This window comes from Cyanobium sp. Cruz-8D1 (assembly GCF_024345975.1).
Classification (GTDB): domain Bacteria; phylum Cyanobacteriota; class Cyanobacteriia; order PCC-6307; family Cyanobiaceae; genus Cyanobium.
On record NZ_JAGQCD010000025.1, the window covers coordinates 19,777 to 35,585 of the forward strand.

A 15,809-nucleotide genomic window follows, 5' to 3' on the forward strand; every position below is an offset into this window, starting at 1 on the left:
GTGCGGCTTCCAGCAAAGAGCCCTAAGATCCGGGCCAGCGGGCAACCGCCCGATCCGATCCGTCATGGCTCCACCCCTCAGGCCTCCAGAGGCCGACATTGAGGCGCCGCCGGCCATACCGGCCGACGCCACCCCCGAGCAACAGCTCACCCATGCCCTGGCCAGCTTTCAGGCCGAGGTGCCCCCCATCGCCGCCGCCGATCTGGCGGAGGTGGTGCACTCAGCCCGCCCCGCCTTCCGCCGCGGGATCGGCTGGTCCGCTCACCTGCGCGAGCAGCAAGGGCGCTCCCGGCTGCAGGTCACGGTGATGCATGTCGCCGGGGCCGAGCTCTGCAGCGAGTCCTGGGCTGATGAGGCCAGCGATCTGGCCGAAACCACCGGCCTGATGTTGGCGATGCTGCTGGGCATTCCTGTGTCCGCATCGGCTCGGGCTGTACAGCCCTATGCAGTTCCAGACGGGCAGATAGCTGAAGAGTCTGATGTGGATCCTACGCAGCAGGCTTGCCTCGATCGGCTGGTCGAAGGTCCGTCGGCTGAGGAGCCAGTCCCCCTGGCTGACTCCAGCGATGACGGCACTTCTGCAGACGGTGATCCAGCACTGGCTCCCCTCACCCCTGAGGAGGTCAGCGAGGTCCGCAGCCGTGTGCTCGACCTGTCCCAGGCCGCTCGCCAGGAGCTGACCAAGGCCTTCCGCGAGCACTTCCAGGTGCCACGCAATGCCCGCTCCATTGGTGATCGCATCACCCAGCGCCAGCACAGCGAGTTCATCGCGCTCTTCCTTGAAGAGGCGCAGGGTCAGGTGCAGCCCGAGCCTGCTGCGGAGCCAGGCCCATGAGCGAGAGCCATCGCCCCCGGCCGCCACGCCGCTACGGCGAGCAGCCCCGCTCCCAGGCCGGCCGGCACTTCATCCAGACCCAGGTGCGCACCGACGTCTACCTGCGGGTGCGCGAGCTGATGGAGGCCCGCAACCTCTCGGCGAGCGGAGCGGTGCATCACCTGCTGCGCGAACGCTTTGGTCTGCCGCCCCTTCCCCCGTTCGATCAACAACAAACGTCCACCGATTCGTCCCATGGCTAGAGACATCTTCCGCACGCCCCTCGCCGAAGCGCGTTGGGCCCATCTTATTGATCCCAGGCATCAGCTTGATCGCAGCAAACCTAAGGCCTGGACATGCGACCTGCTGCTGCCTAATAACAACGAGAAGGCCCAGTCCTTCCTGCTGGCGATGGAGGATCAGTTCATCGCCCTGCACGGCAGTCGCAAGCGCCGTGCCGAGAAGGGCTTCCCCTGGAAGCCCGACAAGGAGAAGCCGAGTGAGCTCACCGTGGTGCGCTTCAAGGTACCGCAGTTCCAGCGCCGCGACGGTTCCCTTTCGGAGGGGCCTCGCATCGTTGACGCGAAGAAGCAGCCCTGGGATGGGGCAGCGATTGGCAACGGTTCCAAGGTAATCATTGCCTTTGATATTTATAGCTGGGATGGGGAGAACGGCTGCGGCATGACCTTCCAGCCGCGTGCCGTTCAGGTCGTCGAGTTCGTGCCCTACGAGCAAGTCGATCCCACCGATGGCTTTGAGGAGGTCGATGGCTACACCACCACCGGCAGTGGTGCCGGTGATTGGAGCGCTGCCGACGACGGTGAGGAGTTGTTCTGATGCCGCTCGATCGTCAGGGCATCAGCTCCGGGGCCTGGAGCGGCAGGCCCCCTCACCTGCCCGGCCCTCAGCTGCCTGCGTTCTGCCGCACCCGCCGGCCAACCACCGTCGCGGTCACGGCCAGCAGCCTCATCGCCCTGCGCCTCCTGGTGCTGCTGGGGCTGGCGTTTCAGCTCAGCACCCTGCTGCTCGTGCTCGCCGGGCCCGTGCCGCCCCGGCAGATGACCAGCACCAACACCGTCTTCCGCCCCGATGCCGGCACTGATGCCGGTGAAGTCCCACCCGTCACACCGCACTCAGACCGATGAACAAGACGACGACGTCATCCCATTCAGCTGCAGCTCTCGCCTCGATGGATCACCCCGCTCTGGTCTCCCGCTCCTGGAATGGCACGCCGATTTCTCGGCGCACCGCCGACGGCTATGTCAATGCCACGGCCATGTGCAGGGCCAACGGCAAGCAATGGTCGAAGTACCGGGAGAGCGACCGCTGCCAGACCTATCTCGATGCCCTGGCTGAAACCTCCGAAATTCGGATGTTTGACCTGATCGAGTCCCGCCAGGGTCAGGGCGGCGGAACCTGGGTCCATCCCCAGGTCGCGGTCGATCTGGCCCGCTGGATCAGCGCACCGTTCGCGGTGTGGATGGACGGCTGGTTCCTGGAGAGCGTCCAGCAGGCGCAGCCGGCACCGATAGAAACGACTGCGCCCCGGCTTCGGGAAGCCGAGGTGATCAACCTGGTGGAACGCAGCATCGTCGTGTTCGAGCGGCTCGGCGGCCTGGATGAACGCGACGAGCTCCTGTTCAAGGACATCGTGCGCAGCAACGTGCTGACCGCGAGCTCGGGCCTGCTGCCTGGCGCCCCGACTGACGAGGAGCTCACCTTGGGGGATGCCTGGCTGGAGGTGTTCCAGCAAGTGCTGCCGCGCAGCCAGTTCTGCGCAGCCGGCAAGCTCGTAGCCAGGGCATACCGCGACGAGTTCGGAGAAGAACCCCCTCGCCGCCAACAGTTTGTGGATGGGGCACCGCGCCAGGTCAAGAGCTATCGCCGCTCCTGGTTGATCGAGACCCTCCAGCGCTTCCGCGCCCAGCTGACAGGGGGCTGATGGCTGGCACCAACACCATCTTTGGCACCGATGCCGGCACACCGCTATCAGACCGATGAACAATCTGACGACCTTGAGGGCGTGGTCCACGCCCTCCCTGAGTCCCATTCAGGATGGTTCGACCTCATCAAGAACCCTCATTTCAACTGAGGGTGTCCCACCAGCCTGCGGCTCGAAGGGTGTGAATTCAGTTCACACCCCTGGCAATAAGCAGGCTGCCACCGATGTCTGCAACGTGCTGGACATCGGCAATCCTCGCCAGGCCTTAACTGAGGTGAGCGCCGACGAGAGGGGTGTCATTTCAGCTGACCCCCTTGGCGGTGGGCACTGCAGGGATTCCGCCGCGGTTGTCCTGCTTTCGGAGGTGGCCTGATGGAGAACCAGACGACCCCACCCCCATCCGGACGTCACCGTGTCTGGGTGACGACGGCAGAAGCCTGCGCTGCTCTGGGGATGAGCCGCGAAACCCTCCGCCAGCTGCGGCTCCGGGGGGTGCTAACCCCAGGCAAGCACTACCGCCGCTGGGGCTGCACCCAGGGCCGTGGGCCCCTGCAGTGGCATCTGGAGAACGTGGAGGCCACGATCACCGGCTGGAGCCGGCGGCACTTGTAGAGGTCAATGGCCGCAATGGATATGCAGCCCACCTGAGCAGGCCTGGGCCCCTGCAGGCAGCGCCCGCACTGCCTCGATGCCCTTGCGGATGCTGCGGTTGCTGCGACTATTTCGATTATGGTTCGAGTGGCCTTCTGTTCCTCCCGCCCATGGCCGTCGCTCTCCCCAGCTCCATTGAGCCCGTGATCCCCACGGCTGAGGCGGCTGAGGCCGCAGGGGCGAGCTTGCGCGATCTCGCCGGCTTCCGGGCCAGCCATGGCCTGCGGCAAGCCAGCCTCTCCCTCGATCTGGAAGGTGGCCAGCGCGCATCCGTTCCCATCCCAGCCGCGGTGTTGGAGTTGCTGCAGGGAATCCTGGTGCAAATGGCCCAGGGCAATGCCGTCACGCTGGTGCCGGTGCACGCCGAGCTGACCACCCAGCAGGCCGCTGATCTGCTGAACGTGTCGCGGCCCTTCCTGATCGAACGGCTGGAGCAAGGGGAGATCCCCTTCCGCAAGGTCGGCACCCACCGGCGCATCCGCCTGACCGACCTGATGGCCTACAAGCACGCCATCGATCAGCAGCGAGCCGCGGCCCTCGATGAGCTGGCAGCCCAGGCCCAGGAGCTGGGCATGGGCTACTGAGGTGAATCGCTTCACCGTCGTCTACGACGCCTGCGTTCTCTATCCCGCTCCACTACGCGATCTGCTGATGCGCCTGGCGCTCACGGATCTCTACCGGGCCCGCTGGAGCGACCAGATTCATGAGGAGTGGATCAACGCCGTCCTGCGGAACCGGCCTGATCTCTCCAGAGCGCAGCTGGAGCGCACCCGCTCACTGATGAATGCCCATGTGCGTGATGCGCTGGTGGATGGCCATCAGCCCCTGATCCCAGCCCTGGAGTTACCGGACCCGAATGACCGCCATGTTCTGGCCGCCGCCATCCAGTGCGGAGCTGATCTGATCCTCACCTTCAACCTGGATGATTTCCCAGAGCAGGCCCTCGCGAGCTACGGCATTGGCGCCTGCCATCCCGATCCGTTTCTGGTGGATCAGCTGAACCTGGATGCCGAGCGGGTCTGCATGGCGATGCGGCAGCACCGGGCCAGCCTGAAGAAGCGGCCCAAGACAGTTGAGGAGTACCTGGCAACCATGGAGGAGCAAGGGTTGTGCAGGTTCTCGCAGGCCGTGCGGCACTACGCCGCTGAGCTCTGAGCGCGTATCCCCTGGCCCAGCCGTTGTTCCGCCTTGGCGAAGGCGTCATCCACGACGTCATCCCCGCACCAGCGGCTGTAAGCCGCCAGGTGGGTCTGAACGCTGTGACCCATCGCAGCGGCCACCACCTTGGGCGGCAGGTCGCAGATCACGTGGGCCCGGTGGGCGTAGCCATGCCGGCAGGAGTAGGGCACCAGTTTCTCGCCCTTGGCCTCGTACTCACGCCGTAGCTCCTTCCAGAGCGGTCGATTCATCAGGTAATGGCCCACGTAGCCACCGCCCAAACCAGGCTGCATCGGCGGCAGCTCCTGGGTTAGGAAGCGTTCCTCCAGGCGCCAGCCGTCTGCCCAGTCATCACAGGGCAGCGGGCGCAACACCCTTGGCCGGGTCTTGCCGCGGGAGGCGACCTTCTCATACATGCACCAGAGCCGACCCTGGCGGATCTGCAGATGTTGGAGCTCCTCCGGGCGCAGTCCGTAGGCCGCCATCAGCTGAAAGGCAAAGCGCCAGCGGGCATCCGGGATGGCCCGCACCAACGCCAGGATGTGCTCCACCTCCAGGGGCGTCGTGATCGCTTTCGCCGCACGCGATCGGCCCACGAACACCGCCAGATCCTGAGGCGGCTCCCAGTCCTCGCCCAGCCGCCGCTCCGCAACGGCCCAACGCAGCAGGGCGGCAGTCGACTGAATCTGAATCTGGCGGGTGCGTCCGCCCGGCTTGTCCGCCCAGATCCGGGCCAGGGTCTCCAGCAGCTGCTTTGCGTTCTGCGGCGGGGCAACCGCAGCCACCGCACCGAGCACGTGGTTCATGTGGTGCCGGTAGACCCGATGCCAGGTCGACGGCTTGATCTCGCCGCTGATCAGCTTGTGCTCCCGGAAAGCAGCGATCAGCTCTTCCCAGTCCGCCGGGGCCAGCACTGCCGCCATTCCCCTGTGCCTGGGCCTGCCGGGGTGCCCTGTCTGAGTACCGCGGCCTGAACCGAACTCCACCTCTGCTGCCCTCGATCCATCGGCACGGGGCATGCGTGCCACGCAGGCATCGGGCTCGATGCCCTGCTGGAACTCCTCGTAGACCTGAACCACCGCATCGCGGATGTGGTCGATCTGGTCGCACTCCCACGGAATGGGAAGAAGCACCTGCCGGCGCCTGCCCCGTCCAGCCCCAGCAGCGATGTTCAGGCGCGCATGACCACGGTGATTGAGCACCGTCCAGCCACGACGGCAGCCCTTCTGAGACAGGGCGTGAGACACCACCGCCCTGATCGTGTCCTCCCAGTCACGGGCCGCCGGCATGTGAGACGTTTGGTGAGATGTTTCGTCTCACAGCCTGGCACGGGCAATCAGGCGCTGGCAGAGGCTGGAAGCCCTAACGCCAGTCGCAGCAAGGGCTTTGAGCCGAAAACCCTTATTGAGAAAAGGAAGCGGGCGGCGGGAATCGAACCCGCATCATCAGCTTGGAAGGCTGAGGTTTTACCACTAAACTACGCCCGCGTCAGTACAGACGTACTGGAGCTGGTTGCCTGAATCCAGCTGCAGCATTATGGCCTGCACCGGATCACCGACACCGGAAGATCCCCTCCTGAGCGTCTCCAGGTTTGACCCCCCCCACACCGTCCACCCCGCCGCCGACAGCGTCGGACTTGCCGATGGCTGTGGTGGATACGGCGGACCTGCCTGCCGGTGAACGCCGCCGGGTGCTGCTGGCCTACGGCATGGGTGACGCTGGCACGGGGATGGCCGCCTCCCTGATCGGCTTCTATCTGTTCATCTTCTACACCTCAGCGGCCGGTCTGCCGGCCTGGATGGCCGGCCTGGTGCTGATGGTGTCGCGGCTCTGGGATGCCATCAACGACCCGGTCGTGGGCTGGCTGAGTGACAAGACGCGCAGCTCCTGGGGCCCCCGGCTGCCCTGGATCCTCGGCAGTGCCGTGCCCCTCGGCTTCGCCATGGCCCTGATGTGGTGGCTGCCGCCGGGGGGGCCGTGGGTCAAGTTTGCCCTGTTCGTGGCCATCTCCGTGGTGGCCAACAGCCTTTACACCTGCGTCAACCTTCCCTATTCCGCCCTCGCCGCCGAACTCACCACCAACGTCAACCTGCGCACCCGCCTCAACAGCGCCCGCTTCACCGGCTCGATCATCGCCGGCCTGGTGGGCATCGTGCTGGGGGGGGTGCTGCTGAAGGATCTCCAGAACCCCGACAGCTACCTGCAGGTGGGGATCATCTCGGGGGTGCTGATCACCTGCTCCACCCTGCTGTGTGGCTGGGGCATCGCCCCGGCGGCGCGAAACTGCCAGCGGCCCACGAGCCAGCGGGGAACGACACGGAGGCTCCTGGCACGGGTCGGCAGCAACGGGCGCTTCCAGATGGTGCTGGGTCTGTACCTGCTGCTCTGGTGCGCCCTGCAGATCATGCAGACGGCGGCGCTGATCTTTCTGCCGGTGGTGATGCGGCTGCCGGAAGGCTGGAGCAACTGGATCCTGCTGCCCTTCCAGGTCAGCACCCTGATCGGGCTCCAGCTCTGGACCGGCATCGCCCGGCAGCGCGGTCGGCTCACGGCCCTGTACTGGGGCGCCGCCCTCTGGATCGCCGCCTGCCTGATGGCCATGCTGCTGGTGCCGCTCGATACCACGATCGGTCCAACCGCCTCGGCAGGGAATCTGCTGCGGCTCTGTGCCCTGGTGGTGACGATCCTGATCGTGGGCCTGGGGGCCTCCACCGCCTACCTGATCCCCTGGGCCCTGCTGCCGGACGCCATTGATGCCGATCCGGAGAAGCCCGCCGGGCTCTACAGCGCCTGGATGGTGTTCACCCAGAAGATCTGCATCAGCCTGGCCCTGTTCTTCTTCGGCAACCTGATGAGCCTCAGCGGGTACCAGGCGGCCCGGGGCATCCTCCAACCCGACAGCGCCCTGCTGGCGATCCGGATGTGCATGGGCCTGATCCCGGCGCTGCTGGTGGTGCTGGGTCTGGTGGTGATGCGTCGCTGGCCTGAGCGGGGCCCCCACCCGGAGACCCTGACGGCCACCACACCATGAAGCCACCGCGGTGGCTGCAGCGACTGGGATCCAGCCTGATGATCGGCGGTCAGGCCGTGAGCGCCATCGCCCGCGGCCGCATCGGCATGGTGGATCTGATCCAGGAACTGCTGGAAGCCGGGCCGGGCAGCTTCCTGATCGTGCTGATCACGGCCCTGGCCGCCGGCACGGTGTTCAACATCCAGGTGGCGGCGGAACTCTCCAAGCAAGGGGCCAGCTCCGCCGTGGGAGGGCTGCTGGCCCTGGGCCTGTCGCGGGAGATCGCGCCGCTGCTCACCGCCACCCTGCTCACCGGCAAGGTGGCCACGGCCTATGCCGCCCAGCTGGGCACCATGAAGGTGACCGAGCAGATCGATGCCATCACGATGCTGCGCACCGACCCGGTGCAGTACCTGGTGGTGCCACGGGTGCTGGCCATGGTGGTGATGGCGCCCGTGCAGTGCCTGCTGTTCTTCTGGATGGCGATCTGGTCGGGCCAGGTGAGCAGCACGCTGCTGTACAGCATTCCACCGACGGTCTTCTGGAACTCGGTGAGGATCTGGATGAAGCCCGACGACCTGCCCTCGATGCTGCTCAAGGCGGTGGTGTTCGGTCTGATGATCGCCGTCATCGCCTGCGGCTGGGGGCTCACCACCCGCGGCGGACCCAAGGAGGTGGGCACCAGCACCACCGGCGCCGTGGTCATGATTCTCGTCAGCGTCGCCCTCGTCGACGTGCTGCTCACCCAGTTGCTCTTCGGCCAATGACCACCACCCCCTCCTCCCCCCCGGACAGCACCGCTGACGAGGTGGTGCTCCAGCCCCGCTTCTGGGTACCGCTTGGAATGCTGCTGCTGGCGGCCGCCTCGCTGGGCCTGCGGCCGCTCTGGGGTGGCGTTGTCTGGCTGGCCCTGGGGACGGGCGTGATGGGGCTGTTCCTGCTGCTGCAGACAGCCCTGCTGCGGTTGCGCTTCGCGCCGGAGGCTCTGCTGGTGGCCCGCCGCGACACCGTGATCCGCCGCTTCCCCTACGACGCCTGGATCGGTTGGCGGGTCTGGTGGCCAGCCCTGCCGGTGCTGTTCTATTTCCGGGAGGAGAAGAGCCTCCATCTGCTGCCGATGCTGTTCGACGCCACGGCCCTGCGGCAGCAGCTGGAGCTCCGCCTGCCACCCGCCAGCCCCGCTCCCCACGCTCGCTCCTGAATCTCCCTGCTGCCTTGCTTCCCTTCCTGCCATGAGCGACCAACCCGAACCGCCCGCCACCAACCCAGCGGAACCCACCCCCCAGGCCCCCGCCACAGCCGACGGGGATCTGATTGCCCTGGCCCTGACGGAGCTGAGGCAGCGCCGTGACGAACTCCTGGGGGAGATCAGCCAGCTGGAGGCCCGCCGGCAGCAGATCAACCAGGAGATCGCCGGCAGTTTCGCCGGCCAGTCGGATGCCATCGCCCGGCGGCTCAAGGGCTTCCAGGAGTACCTGGTGGGGGCCCTGCAGGATCTGGCCGCCGCGGCCGAGCAGATGGAGCTGGTGGTCCAACCGCTGGTGGTGCAGCCCTCCCCCCTCGATCAGACGCCGGGCGGCCTCGACACCAGCGACGCCCGGGAGGCCGCCGTGGCCCCCGCCGCCGCCGGCCTGTTCAGCGACGATGCTGACCTGATCCGGGAACGGTTGGGGCAGTTCGGCGGCCAGCCCGATTTCTACGCCGATCCCTGGAAGCTTCGCCGCACCCTGGAGACCTCGGCCGCCACCAGGCTGGAGGACTGGTTCCTGTCCCAGGGGGGGAGGGGCGCCCAGGCCAGCGGCGGCAGCCGCAGCCGCAACGCCCTGGCGGCGGCGGCGGCGATCGCCATCCTGGGGGAGCTCTACGGGGAACGCTTCCAGACCCTGGTACTGGCCAGCCAGCCGGAGCGGCTGGGGGAATGGCGCCGGGGACTGCAGGACGGCCTGGGGCTCAGCCGTGACGACTTCGGCCCCGCCAGCGGCATCGTGCTGTTCGAGCGCCCCGATGCCCTGATCGAGCGGGCCGACCGGCTCGAGGAACGGGGCGAGCTGCCCTTCATCGTGATCGACGCCGCCGAGCAGGTGATCGAGATTCCGATCCTGCAGTTCCCCCTGTGGCTGGCCTTCGCGGCCGGTCCCGGTGAGATCGACGCCGAAGCCGATCTTTACTGACCCTTCAAAACCGGTGGGCCCGGCGCGCACCCCTTTCCTTCTCCCATGGCCTTCCTTCCCGATCTGCTGCTGCTGCCGGTGGGCTACCTGCTGGGCTCGATTCCCTTCGGCTGGCTGGCGGGCCGCTGGCTCGCCGGCATCGACCTGCGCCAGGAGGGCTCCGGCTCCACCGGTGCCACCAACGTGCTGCGGGTGCTGGGCAAAGGTCCGGCGCTGGCGGTGTTCCTGCTCGACGTGCTGAAGGGCACCGCCGCCGTGCTGCTGGCCAAGGCGGTGCTGCAACCCCTCGGGGACTTCAGCAGCGCCAGCGACTGGGGGGTGGTGGCAGCGGGCCTGGCGGCCCTGGCGGGCCACATCTGGCCGCTGTGGCTGGGCTGGAAAGGCGGTAAGGCGGTGGCCACCGGCCTGGGCATGCTGCTGGGCCTGACCTGGCCCGTGGGACTGGCCTGTTTCGGCATTTTTCTCACCACCTTGAGCCTGAGCCGGATCGTGTCGCTCTCCAGCGTGGTGGCGGCCCTGTCCCTGCCGCTGCTGATGCTCGGCTCCTTCGGCGCCTCCGGACTGCGGCCGGCCTACCTGAGCCTGGCCCTGCTCACCACAGCGCTGGTGCTCTGGCGCCACCGCAGCAACCTGCAGCGACTGATGGCCGGCACCGAACCGAAGCTGGGGGCCGGCCGCAGCTGAACGGGCTGGGTCGGGGCTCTGCCGTGAAGGGGTTCAGGCCAGTTGACGGCTGCGCTCGGCCGCCGCCAGCACGGCTTCGATCAGGGCGGAACGCAGCCCGGCCCGCTCCAGCTCCCGCAGGCCGGCGGCCGTGGTGCCGGCGGGGCTGGTCACCATGTCCTTGAGCGCGCCGGGGTGCAGCTCCTGGCCTTGAAGGAGGGCCGCCGTGCCCGCCATCGTGCGGTGGGCCAGATGGCTGGCCAGCGACCGGGGCAAGCCCGCCGCCACCGCCCCATCGGCCATGGATTCGGCCACCAGGGCCAGGAAAGCCGGGCCCGAGGAGGTGAGGGCCAGGAAGGGATCGAGTTGGGGCTCGGGAAGGTCGAGCACCTCCCCCACCTGGGCGAACAGCTGGCGCACCTCCTGGCGGCGACCCTCGCTCACTCCCTCACCCCAGCTCAGACCGGTGAGGCCGGACCGCACCAAGGCCGGGGTATTGGGAACGGCCCGCACGCAGGCCCGCCCCGGGAACAGGGCCTCAAGCCGTCGCAGCGGCACCCCCGCCAGTACGGAGATCAGCAGGGGCTCGCGGCCGGGCGGGGCCGCATCGATCGCTGCGTCAGAAGCCGCCAGGGCCGCCGCCGCTGCCGGGGCCACCGCTTCGATCTGCTGGGGTTTGACCGCCAGCAGCAGCACCGGAGCCGACCAGGCCTGGGCCGCGTCGGTGGAGACCTGGACGCCGAGTTCGCCTGCCAGCCTCAGGGCGGAGGCCTCGGTGGAGACCGCCGCCCGCACATCGGAGCGGTCGACCAGACCGCTGTCCAGCAAAGGAAGGAGCAGGGCCCGGGCCATCCGGCCCAGGCCCACCACCCCGAAGGTCTCAGACCATGGCATCCGAACGGCCCCAGGCGGGGCTGGGAGCGGCGTCCTGCTGGTCATCGACCGGGCCGGTGCGCCCGGAGACCACGGTGGGGGAGGCGGCATCCTCACCACCGGCGGTGGTGACCGTGACGCAGCTGGGGGCGAACAGGAAGATGCTTTCACCCACCCGTTCCTGGTGGCCGTCGATAGCGAAGGTGCCACCGGCCACGAAATCAACGGCGCGCTGCGCCTGATCCGGCTCCATCATCGTGAGATTGAGAATCACGGTCTTGCGCTCCCTGAGGGCCTGAATCGCGCGGGGCATCTCGTCGAAGCTGCGCGGCTCCATCAGACAAACCTCAGCGACGGAGCTGGGGATCCCAGGCATGCCGATGACGTTGGTTCCGGCGAAGGGATCGTCGGTGGAGAAATCGGTGCTCAGAGCCAGGGCTCCGATGTTTCTGGAGGCCGCGGAAGCGGTGGTGGTGCCGGTGGTGGTGGTGTCACCGGGGTCGTAGTCCAGTTCGTCATCGAAGTCCCCATCGAGATAGTCGTCACCGGAGACGACGGCACGCAGGCGGGAGAACAACGACACGGAGTCGACCTCGGGAGGGATGCTTGGCCTTGAATAGCGTCCCACATCCGTGCCGGCAAGATCCAGACGCCCATTCATGACTGGATTGGGCGGCTTCCGAAAAGAACACTGCCGAGGCGCACCCAGGTGCTGCCGGCCGCCACAGCCTCACGCCAGTCGCCGCTCATCCCCATGGAGCAGTCGTGGAGGCCCATCCCATCGGCCAGGGCGCGGCACTCCCGGAACAGGGCCAGGCGGGCCTCAGGGGTGAGACCCGCCGGGGCGATGGTCATCAGTCCAAGACATCGCAGGGGCTGCAGGCGCTCCAGGTCGGCCCCCAGGGCCCGCACCTCGGCAGGGTCGAAACCGGTCTTGGCCGGGTCGGGGCGGAACTTCACCTGCAGCAGGATCCCCGGGGAGCGCCCTTCCTCGGCGGCGATCCGCTGCAACCGTTGGGCCAGCTCCAGGCTGTCGACGGAATGGATCGTGCTGAAGCGACGCAGCACGGCGCGGGCCTTGTTGGCCTGCAGCCGGCCGATGAAATGCCAATCGAGATCGGGCAGGTCGGCCAGGGCCTCCTGCTTGGCGGTGGCCTCCTGCAGCCGGCTTTCCCCGAAGCTGCGCTGGCCCAGGGCCGCCGCCTGGCGCACCAGATCGGCCGGATGGCCCTTCGACACCGCCAGCAGCCGGGTGGTGGCGGGTAGCGCCGCCCGGAAGGCCTGCAGCCGCTCCTCAAGGCTGGAGCCGACCCTTTCCGCCGGCGTCGGCGACGCCTCCGCCATCAGATGAAGGTCTGGTCGAAGAGCTGGCGCCAGCGGGCCTGGACCTCGGGACCCTCGCGGCGGCAGCGGGCCAGGTTCTGCTCGGCGAAGTGGCGGGCATCCATCAGGGGGATCACCTCGAAATGGGCTCCTCGCTCCTGGAGCGTGACCAGGAAAAAAATGCGCTGGGCGTAAAGGGTGGCATAGAGGTCGCGGCTCTCGGCCACCGGCGCTACCCGATAGAGCATCCCAAAGGTGGGGTGGTTCAGATAGCGCTCCGTACTCACGTCTCCCTGCAGGCTGGGGCCATTAAAGGGCACCGACTTTCCAGCGCAGCGCCAGCAGGCCCACCAGGGCCAGCGCCGCCGCCAGGCTGGCGCCGCTGGGGGTGGCCGCCGGCTGATGCAGGCGGTCGGGAGGGAGCCATAGTCCGCCCCGTGCCATCAGGGCCTCGGCCCCCTGCTCAGAGCGCAGCAGCACGTTGGCCAGCAGGCGCTCCCCCACGGCCAGCACCAGCCCCAGACTGGCCTTCCAACCCAACCGGCGCAGATTCACCGCCCGGGTGGCGATCGAGCGCAGCAGGTTCTGCAGCTCCTCCTGCACCAGGGGCAGGAAGCGCAGAGACAGCAACAGGGTGAAACCGAGGCGCTCCACGGGCCAGCCCAGCGCCTTCAGGGGACCCAGCCACCAGGAGATGGTCCAGACCAGCTCCTCGGGCGGGGTGGAGAGCAGCAGCAGGTTGGCGCTGTGGATGACGGTGAACAGCAGGGTGGCGCCATTGATGCCGAGTTCGGCGGAGCGGCGGGTCACCACCAGGGGGCCCAGCTCCAGGGGGCCGGCCATCACAGGGCCCCAGCGCACCAGCTCCCAGGGCAGGCCGGCCCGCGACGGGGCCGCAGCACCGGGAGATCCGGGGACCAAGCGCAGCTCGCCGGGGGGACGCTGGAGGCTGGCCGGCGCCCCCCCTCCGGCCGGCAACAGGGCGCTCAGCAGCCCCACCAGCAGCGCCAGGGCGATCAGCAGCGGCAAGCTCTGCCGCCAGAGGCGCCAGGGCAGTCCACTGACAGCGGTGATCAGCAACAGCAGTCCCACCAAAGCCAGGCGCCAGAGCGGTCCGGCCAGGATCGGCGTCACCAGGAACGCCACCGTCCAGACCAGCTTCAGCCGCGGATCAAGCCGCTTCAGCCAGCTGCCGCCACCCTCGCCACGGGCATCGCCGTCATCGACGTACTGCCCGATCGGCAGTTGCCGCAACCAGTCCATTCAGGCCAAGTCCCCGACCATCGATCTCAGCCGCCCCGGCTCTGCTGGCGAGCCTGCTCCTTCTCGGCATCGCGCTGCTGCTTGCCGCGCCAGAACAGGCGCACCGGCGATCCTTCGAAGCCCAGGGCCTCGCGGATCTGGCGCTCGACGTAGCGGCGATAGGTGTCGCCGAACAGCTTGGGGTCGTTGACGAACAGGGTGAAGCTGGGGGGGCGTGTCGCCACCTGGGTGCCGTAGTAGAGCCGGCCCTGGCGGCCGCCGCGGGTGGTGGGGGGCGAACGCCAGCGCAGGGCCTCCTGCAGCACTTCGTTCACCACCGAGGTGCTCACCCGGCGGCGGTGCTGCTCCACCGCCACCGCAGCAATGGCGAAGATGCTCTCGACCCGCTGGCCGGTGAGGGCGGACGTGAACAGCATCGGTGCCCAGTCGAGGAAGTAGAGCTTGGCGCGCAGCTCCTTTTCCATGGCGCTCATGGTGTGGCTGTCCTTGTCGATGGCGTCCCACTTGTTGACGACCACCGCGCAGGCGCGACCGTCCTCCTCGATCCGGCCCGCCAGGCGCTGGTCCTGCTCGGTGACGCCGTCGAGGGCGTCGATCACCAGCACGCAGACATCGCTGCGCTCGATCGCCTTGAAGCTGCGGGTGATGCCGAAGTACTCCGGGCCGTAGTCGACACTGCGCCGGCGCCGGATGCCGGCGGTGTCGATCAGCTTCCAGGGGAGACCCTCTCGCTCAAGGGTGGTGTCGATGGTGTCGCGGGTGGTGCCGCGGATCGGGCTGACGATGGCCCGGTTCTCGCCGCAGATGGCATTCAGCAGGCTCGACTTGCCCACGTTGGGGCGGCCGATGATTGCCAGCTGAATCGGTTCGGGCCCCTCCGTCTCGTTGGTGGCCGGCAGGAAGCTGATCACCCGGTCGAGCAGGTCGCCGGTGCCGGCGCCGTGGATGGCGGAGATGGGGTGGGGTTCGCCCAGGCCCAGGCCCCAGAAGTCAGCCGCCATGGCCAGGCCCTGGTCGGGGGATTCGCACTTGTTCACCCCCAGCAGCACCGGCACCGACTGGCCCCGCAGCCACTCGGCGATGGATTCGTCGGCGGCGGTGACCCCCTGCTGGCCATCCACGATCACCACCGCCACCGACGCCTCGGCCAGGGCCAGGTTGGCCTGCTCCCGGATCTCGGGCAGGAATTCGCTGTCGTCATCGAACACCAGACCGCCGGTGTCCACCACCCGGAAGGTGCGGTCACCCCAGAAGCCCTCCTGGTAAGTGCGGTCCCGGGTCACACCGGGCTGGTCGTGAACGATGGCCTCACGGCTGCGGCAGAGCCTGTTGACCAGGGTGGACTTGCCCACGTTGGGGCGTCCGATCACGGCGACGACGGGTAGCGCCAATCTGACTTATTCCTTACGACGGATGCGTTACATAAACCCTACAGAGGGACCGTCGGCCCCAACCACCGGCAGATCCCCGGGGTGGCCGGCCACCGGATCACCGGGAGGATCCAGGAGCTCCGGCAGCGGCCCTGTGTCCGGCAGCGGTTCCCCCCGCTCGGCCAGGTGGGCCAGCAACCAGTTCACCGCCGTGGCCCGCCGGGTGCGGCGGGGGTAAAGCCCGCCGATGCGATAGCCGGCAAACCCCAGCTGCTGCTTGAGCAGTTGCTTGTGCTCGGCAGGAATCGAGCGGGTGAGCCGCACGCTTGCCGGGCGTTCGGCGATCAGCTGCGGCGCCAGGGGAAAGGCCTCGGCCCAGGCTGGCGGGGTGTCGGGTCCGGCCTGCCAGAGGTCCTCGGCGTCGGGGCGGTAGCCCAGCCGCGGCCAGATCAGCCGGCAGACGAAGCGATCGCTGGTGCGGTCGTCCAGCACCGCCTCCAGCAGAGCGCGACTGAGGGGAAAGGGCCCAGGGGCGGCGGAAGCGTCCACGGCGGCAGCTGGCATCCGAGAG

General features: G+C 68.1%; 21 protein-coding genes and 1 tRNA gene. 13 read left to right on the forward strand and 9 right to left on the reverse strand.

The genetic code is table 11. The features are described 5' to 3' along the window. Positions 1-64 precede the first annotated feature (64 nt). From KBZ33_RS14500 to KBZ33_RS14535, 8 genes are all read left to right on the forward strand, one after another. Complete coding sequence (locus KBZ33_RS14500) at positions 65-835, forward strand: hypothetical protein (protein ID WP_254954271.1); 771 nt, start codon at positions 65-67, stop codon at positions 833-835. After that, positions 832-1,077 carry a hypothetical protein gene (locus KBZ33_RS14505; RefSeq protein ID WP_254954272.1) on the forward strand — a complete coding sequence of 82 codons (246 nt, stop codon included), beginning with the start codon at positions 832-834 and terminating at the stop codon, positions 1,075-1,077. Before KBZ33_RS14500 ends, KBZ33_RS14505 begins: the two co-directional genes overlap by 4 nt. Continuing rightward, positions 1,070-1,651 carry a hypothetical protein gene (locus tag KBZ33_RS14510; RefSeq protein ID WP_255011820.1) on the forward strand — a complete coding sequence of 194 codons (582 nt, stop codon included), beginning with the start codon at positions 1,070-1,072 and terminating at the stop codon, positions 1,649-1,651. Before KBZ33_RS14505 ends, KBZ33_RS14510 begins: the two co-directional genes overlap by 8 nt. Further along, positions 1,651-1,959, forward strand: coding sequence for a hypothetical protein (locus KBZ33_RS14515; protein ID WP_254954274.1), 309 nt, complete (start codon positions 1,651-1,653; stop codon positions 1,957-1,959). The genes KBZ33_RS14510 and KBZ33_RS14515 overlap by 1 nt, the downstream gene beginning before the upstream one ends. Positions 1,960-2,003: 44 nt before the next feature. After that, a complete protein-coding gene (locus tag KBZ33_RS14520) occupies positions 2,004-2,756 on the forward strand; it encodes a KilA-N domain-containing protein (protein WP_254954275.1) in 753 nt (250 codons plus the stop codon). A 372-nt stretch (positions 2,757-3,128) separates the two neighbouring features. Beyond that, positions 3,129-3,368: a helix-turn-helix domain-containing protein gene (locus KBZ33_RS14525; RefSeq protein WP_254954276.1), complete on the forward strand. Its 240-nt coding sequence runs from the start codon at positions 3,129-3,131 to the stop codon at positions 3,366-3,368. 149 nt (positions 3,369-3,517) lie between these two features. Continuing rightward, on the forward strand, positions 3,518-3,991 hold the full coding sequence (locus KBZ33_RS14530; RefSeq protein ID WP_254954277.1) for a helix-turn-helix domain-containing protein: 474 nt from the start codon (positions 3,518-3,520) through the stop codon (positions 3,989-3,991). A gap of 1 nt (position 3,992) precedes the next feature. Next, positions 3,993-4,562, forward strand: coding sequence for a PIN domain-containing protein (locus KBZ33_RS14535; RefSeq protein WP_254954278.1), 570 nt, complete (start codon positions 3,993-3,995; stop codon positions 4,560-4,562). Here the strand turns inward: KBZ33_RS14535 and KBZ33_RS14540 are convergent. Further along, complete coding sequence (locus KBZ33_RS14540; RefSeq protein WP_254954279.1) at positions 4,544-5,698, reverse strand: hypothetical protein; 1,155 nt, start codon at positions 5,696-5,698, stop codon at positions 4,544-4,546. The genes KBZ33_RS14535 and KBZ33_RS14540 overlap by 19 nt on opposite strands. Positions 5,699-5,981: 283 nt before the next feature. After that, positions 5,982-6,052: transfer RNA gene (locus KBZ33_RS14545), tRNA-Gly, on the reverse strand. A 155-nt stretch (positions 6,053-6,207) separates the two neighbouring features. Here KBZ33_RS14545 and KBZ33_RS14550 point away from each other — a divergent pair. From KBZ33_RS14550 to plsY, 5 genes are read left to right on the forward strand one after another with little or no spacing between them, the layout of a single operon-like run. Continuing rightward, the gene (locus KBZ33_RS14550; protein ID WP_255011821.1) at positions 6,208-7,596 is read left to right on the forward strand and encodes an MFS transporter; all 1,389 of its coding nucleotides are present in this window, start codon (positions 6,208-6,210) and stop codon (positions 7,594-7,596) included. Beyond that, a complete protein-coding gene (locus KBZ33_RS14555; protein WP_254954281.1) occupies positions 7,593-8,342 on the forward strand; it encodes an ABC transporter permease in 750 nt (249 codons plus the stop codon). Before KBZ33_RS14550 ends, KBZ33_RS14555 begins: the two co-directional genes overlap by 4 nt. Continuing rightward, complete coding sequence (locus KBZ33_RS14560; protein WP_254954282.1) at positions 8,339-8,776, forward strand: DUF3119 family protein; 438 nt, start codon at positions 8,339-8,341, stop codon at positions 8,774-8,776. The genes KBZ33_RS14555 and KBZ33_RS14560 overlap by 4 nt, the downstream gene beginning before the upstream one ends. A 31-nt stretch (positions 8,777-8,807) precedes the next feature. Beyond that, positions 8,808-9,746, forward strand: coding sequence for a DUF3086 domain-containing protein (locus KBZ33_RS14565; protein ID WP_254954283.1), 939 nt, complete (start codon positions 8,808-8,810; stop codon positions 9,744-9,746). 45 nt (positions 9,747-9,791) lie between these two features. Next, positions 9,792-10,430 (forward strand): glycerol-3-phosphate 1-O-acyltransferase PlsY, encoded by a 639-nt coding sequence (gene plsY, locus KBZ33_RS14570; RefSeq protein WP_254954284.1) that lies wholly within the window; start codon positions 9,792-9,794, stop codon positions 10,428-10,430. Between the two features lie 33 nt (positions 10,431-10,463). Here the strand turns inward: plsY and proC are convergent, their stop codons facing one another. The 7 genes from proC to KBZ33_RS14605 form a co-directional block, all read right to left on the reverse strand. Next, positions 10,464-11,303 carry a pyrroline-5-carboxylate reductase gene (gene proC, locus KBZ33_RS14575; protein ID WP_254954285.1) on the reverse strand — a complete coding sequence of 280 codons (840 nt, stop codon included), beginning with the start codon at positions 11,301-11,303 and terminating at the stop codon, positions 10,464-10,466. After that, the gene (locus KBZ33_RS14580) at positions 11,290-11,865 is read right to left on the reverse strand and encodes a cell division protein SepF (protein WP_254954286.1); all 576 of its coding nucleotides are present in this window, start codon (positions 11,863-11,865) and stop codon (positions 11,290-11,292) included. Before KBZ33_RS14580 ends, proC begins: the two co-directional genes overlap by 14 nt. A gap of 74 nt (positions 11,866-11,939) precedes the next feature. After that, positions 11,940-12,626: a YggS family pyridoxal phosphate-dependent enzyme gene (locus KBZ33_RS14585; RefSeq protein ID WP_254954287.1), complete on the reverse strand. Its 687-nt coding sequence runs from the start codon at positions 12,624-12,626 to the stop codon at positions 11,940-11,942. After that, positions 12,626-12,892 (reverse strand): PipX family protein, encoded by a 267-nt coding sequence (locus KBZ33_RS14590; protein ID WP_190545283.1) that lies wholly within the window; start codon positions 12,890-12,892, stop codon positions 12,626-12,628. Before KBZ33_RS14590 ends, KBZ33_RS14585 begins: the two co-directional genes overlap by 1 nt. A gap of 22 nt (positions 12,893-12,914) precedes the next feature. Continuing rightward, positions 12,915-13,868, reverse strand: coding sequence for an energy-coupling factor transporter transmembrane protein EcfT (locus tag KBZ33_RS14595; RefSeq protein ID WP_254954288.1), 954 nt, complete (start codon positions 13,866-13,868; stop codon positions 12,915-12,917). 26 nt (positions 13,869-13,894) lie between these two features. Next, the gene (gene der / locus KBZ33_RS14600) at positions 13,895-15,259 is read right to left on the reverse strand and encodes a ribosome biogenesis GTPase Der (protein WP_254954289.1); all 1,365 of its coding nucleotides are present in this window, start codon (positions 15,257-15,259) and stop codon (positions 13,895-13,897) included. A 27-nt stretch (positions 15,260-15,286) separates the two neighbouring features. Further along, the gene (locus KBZ33_RS14605) at positions 15,287-15,802 is read right to left on the reverse strand and encodes a DUF1823 family protein (RefSeq protein ID WP_254954290.1); all 516 of its coding nucleotides are present in this window, start codon (positions 15,800-15,802) and stop codon (positions 15,287-15,289) included. Positions 15,803-15,809: the final 7 nt, after the last annotated feature.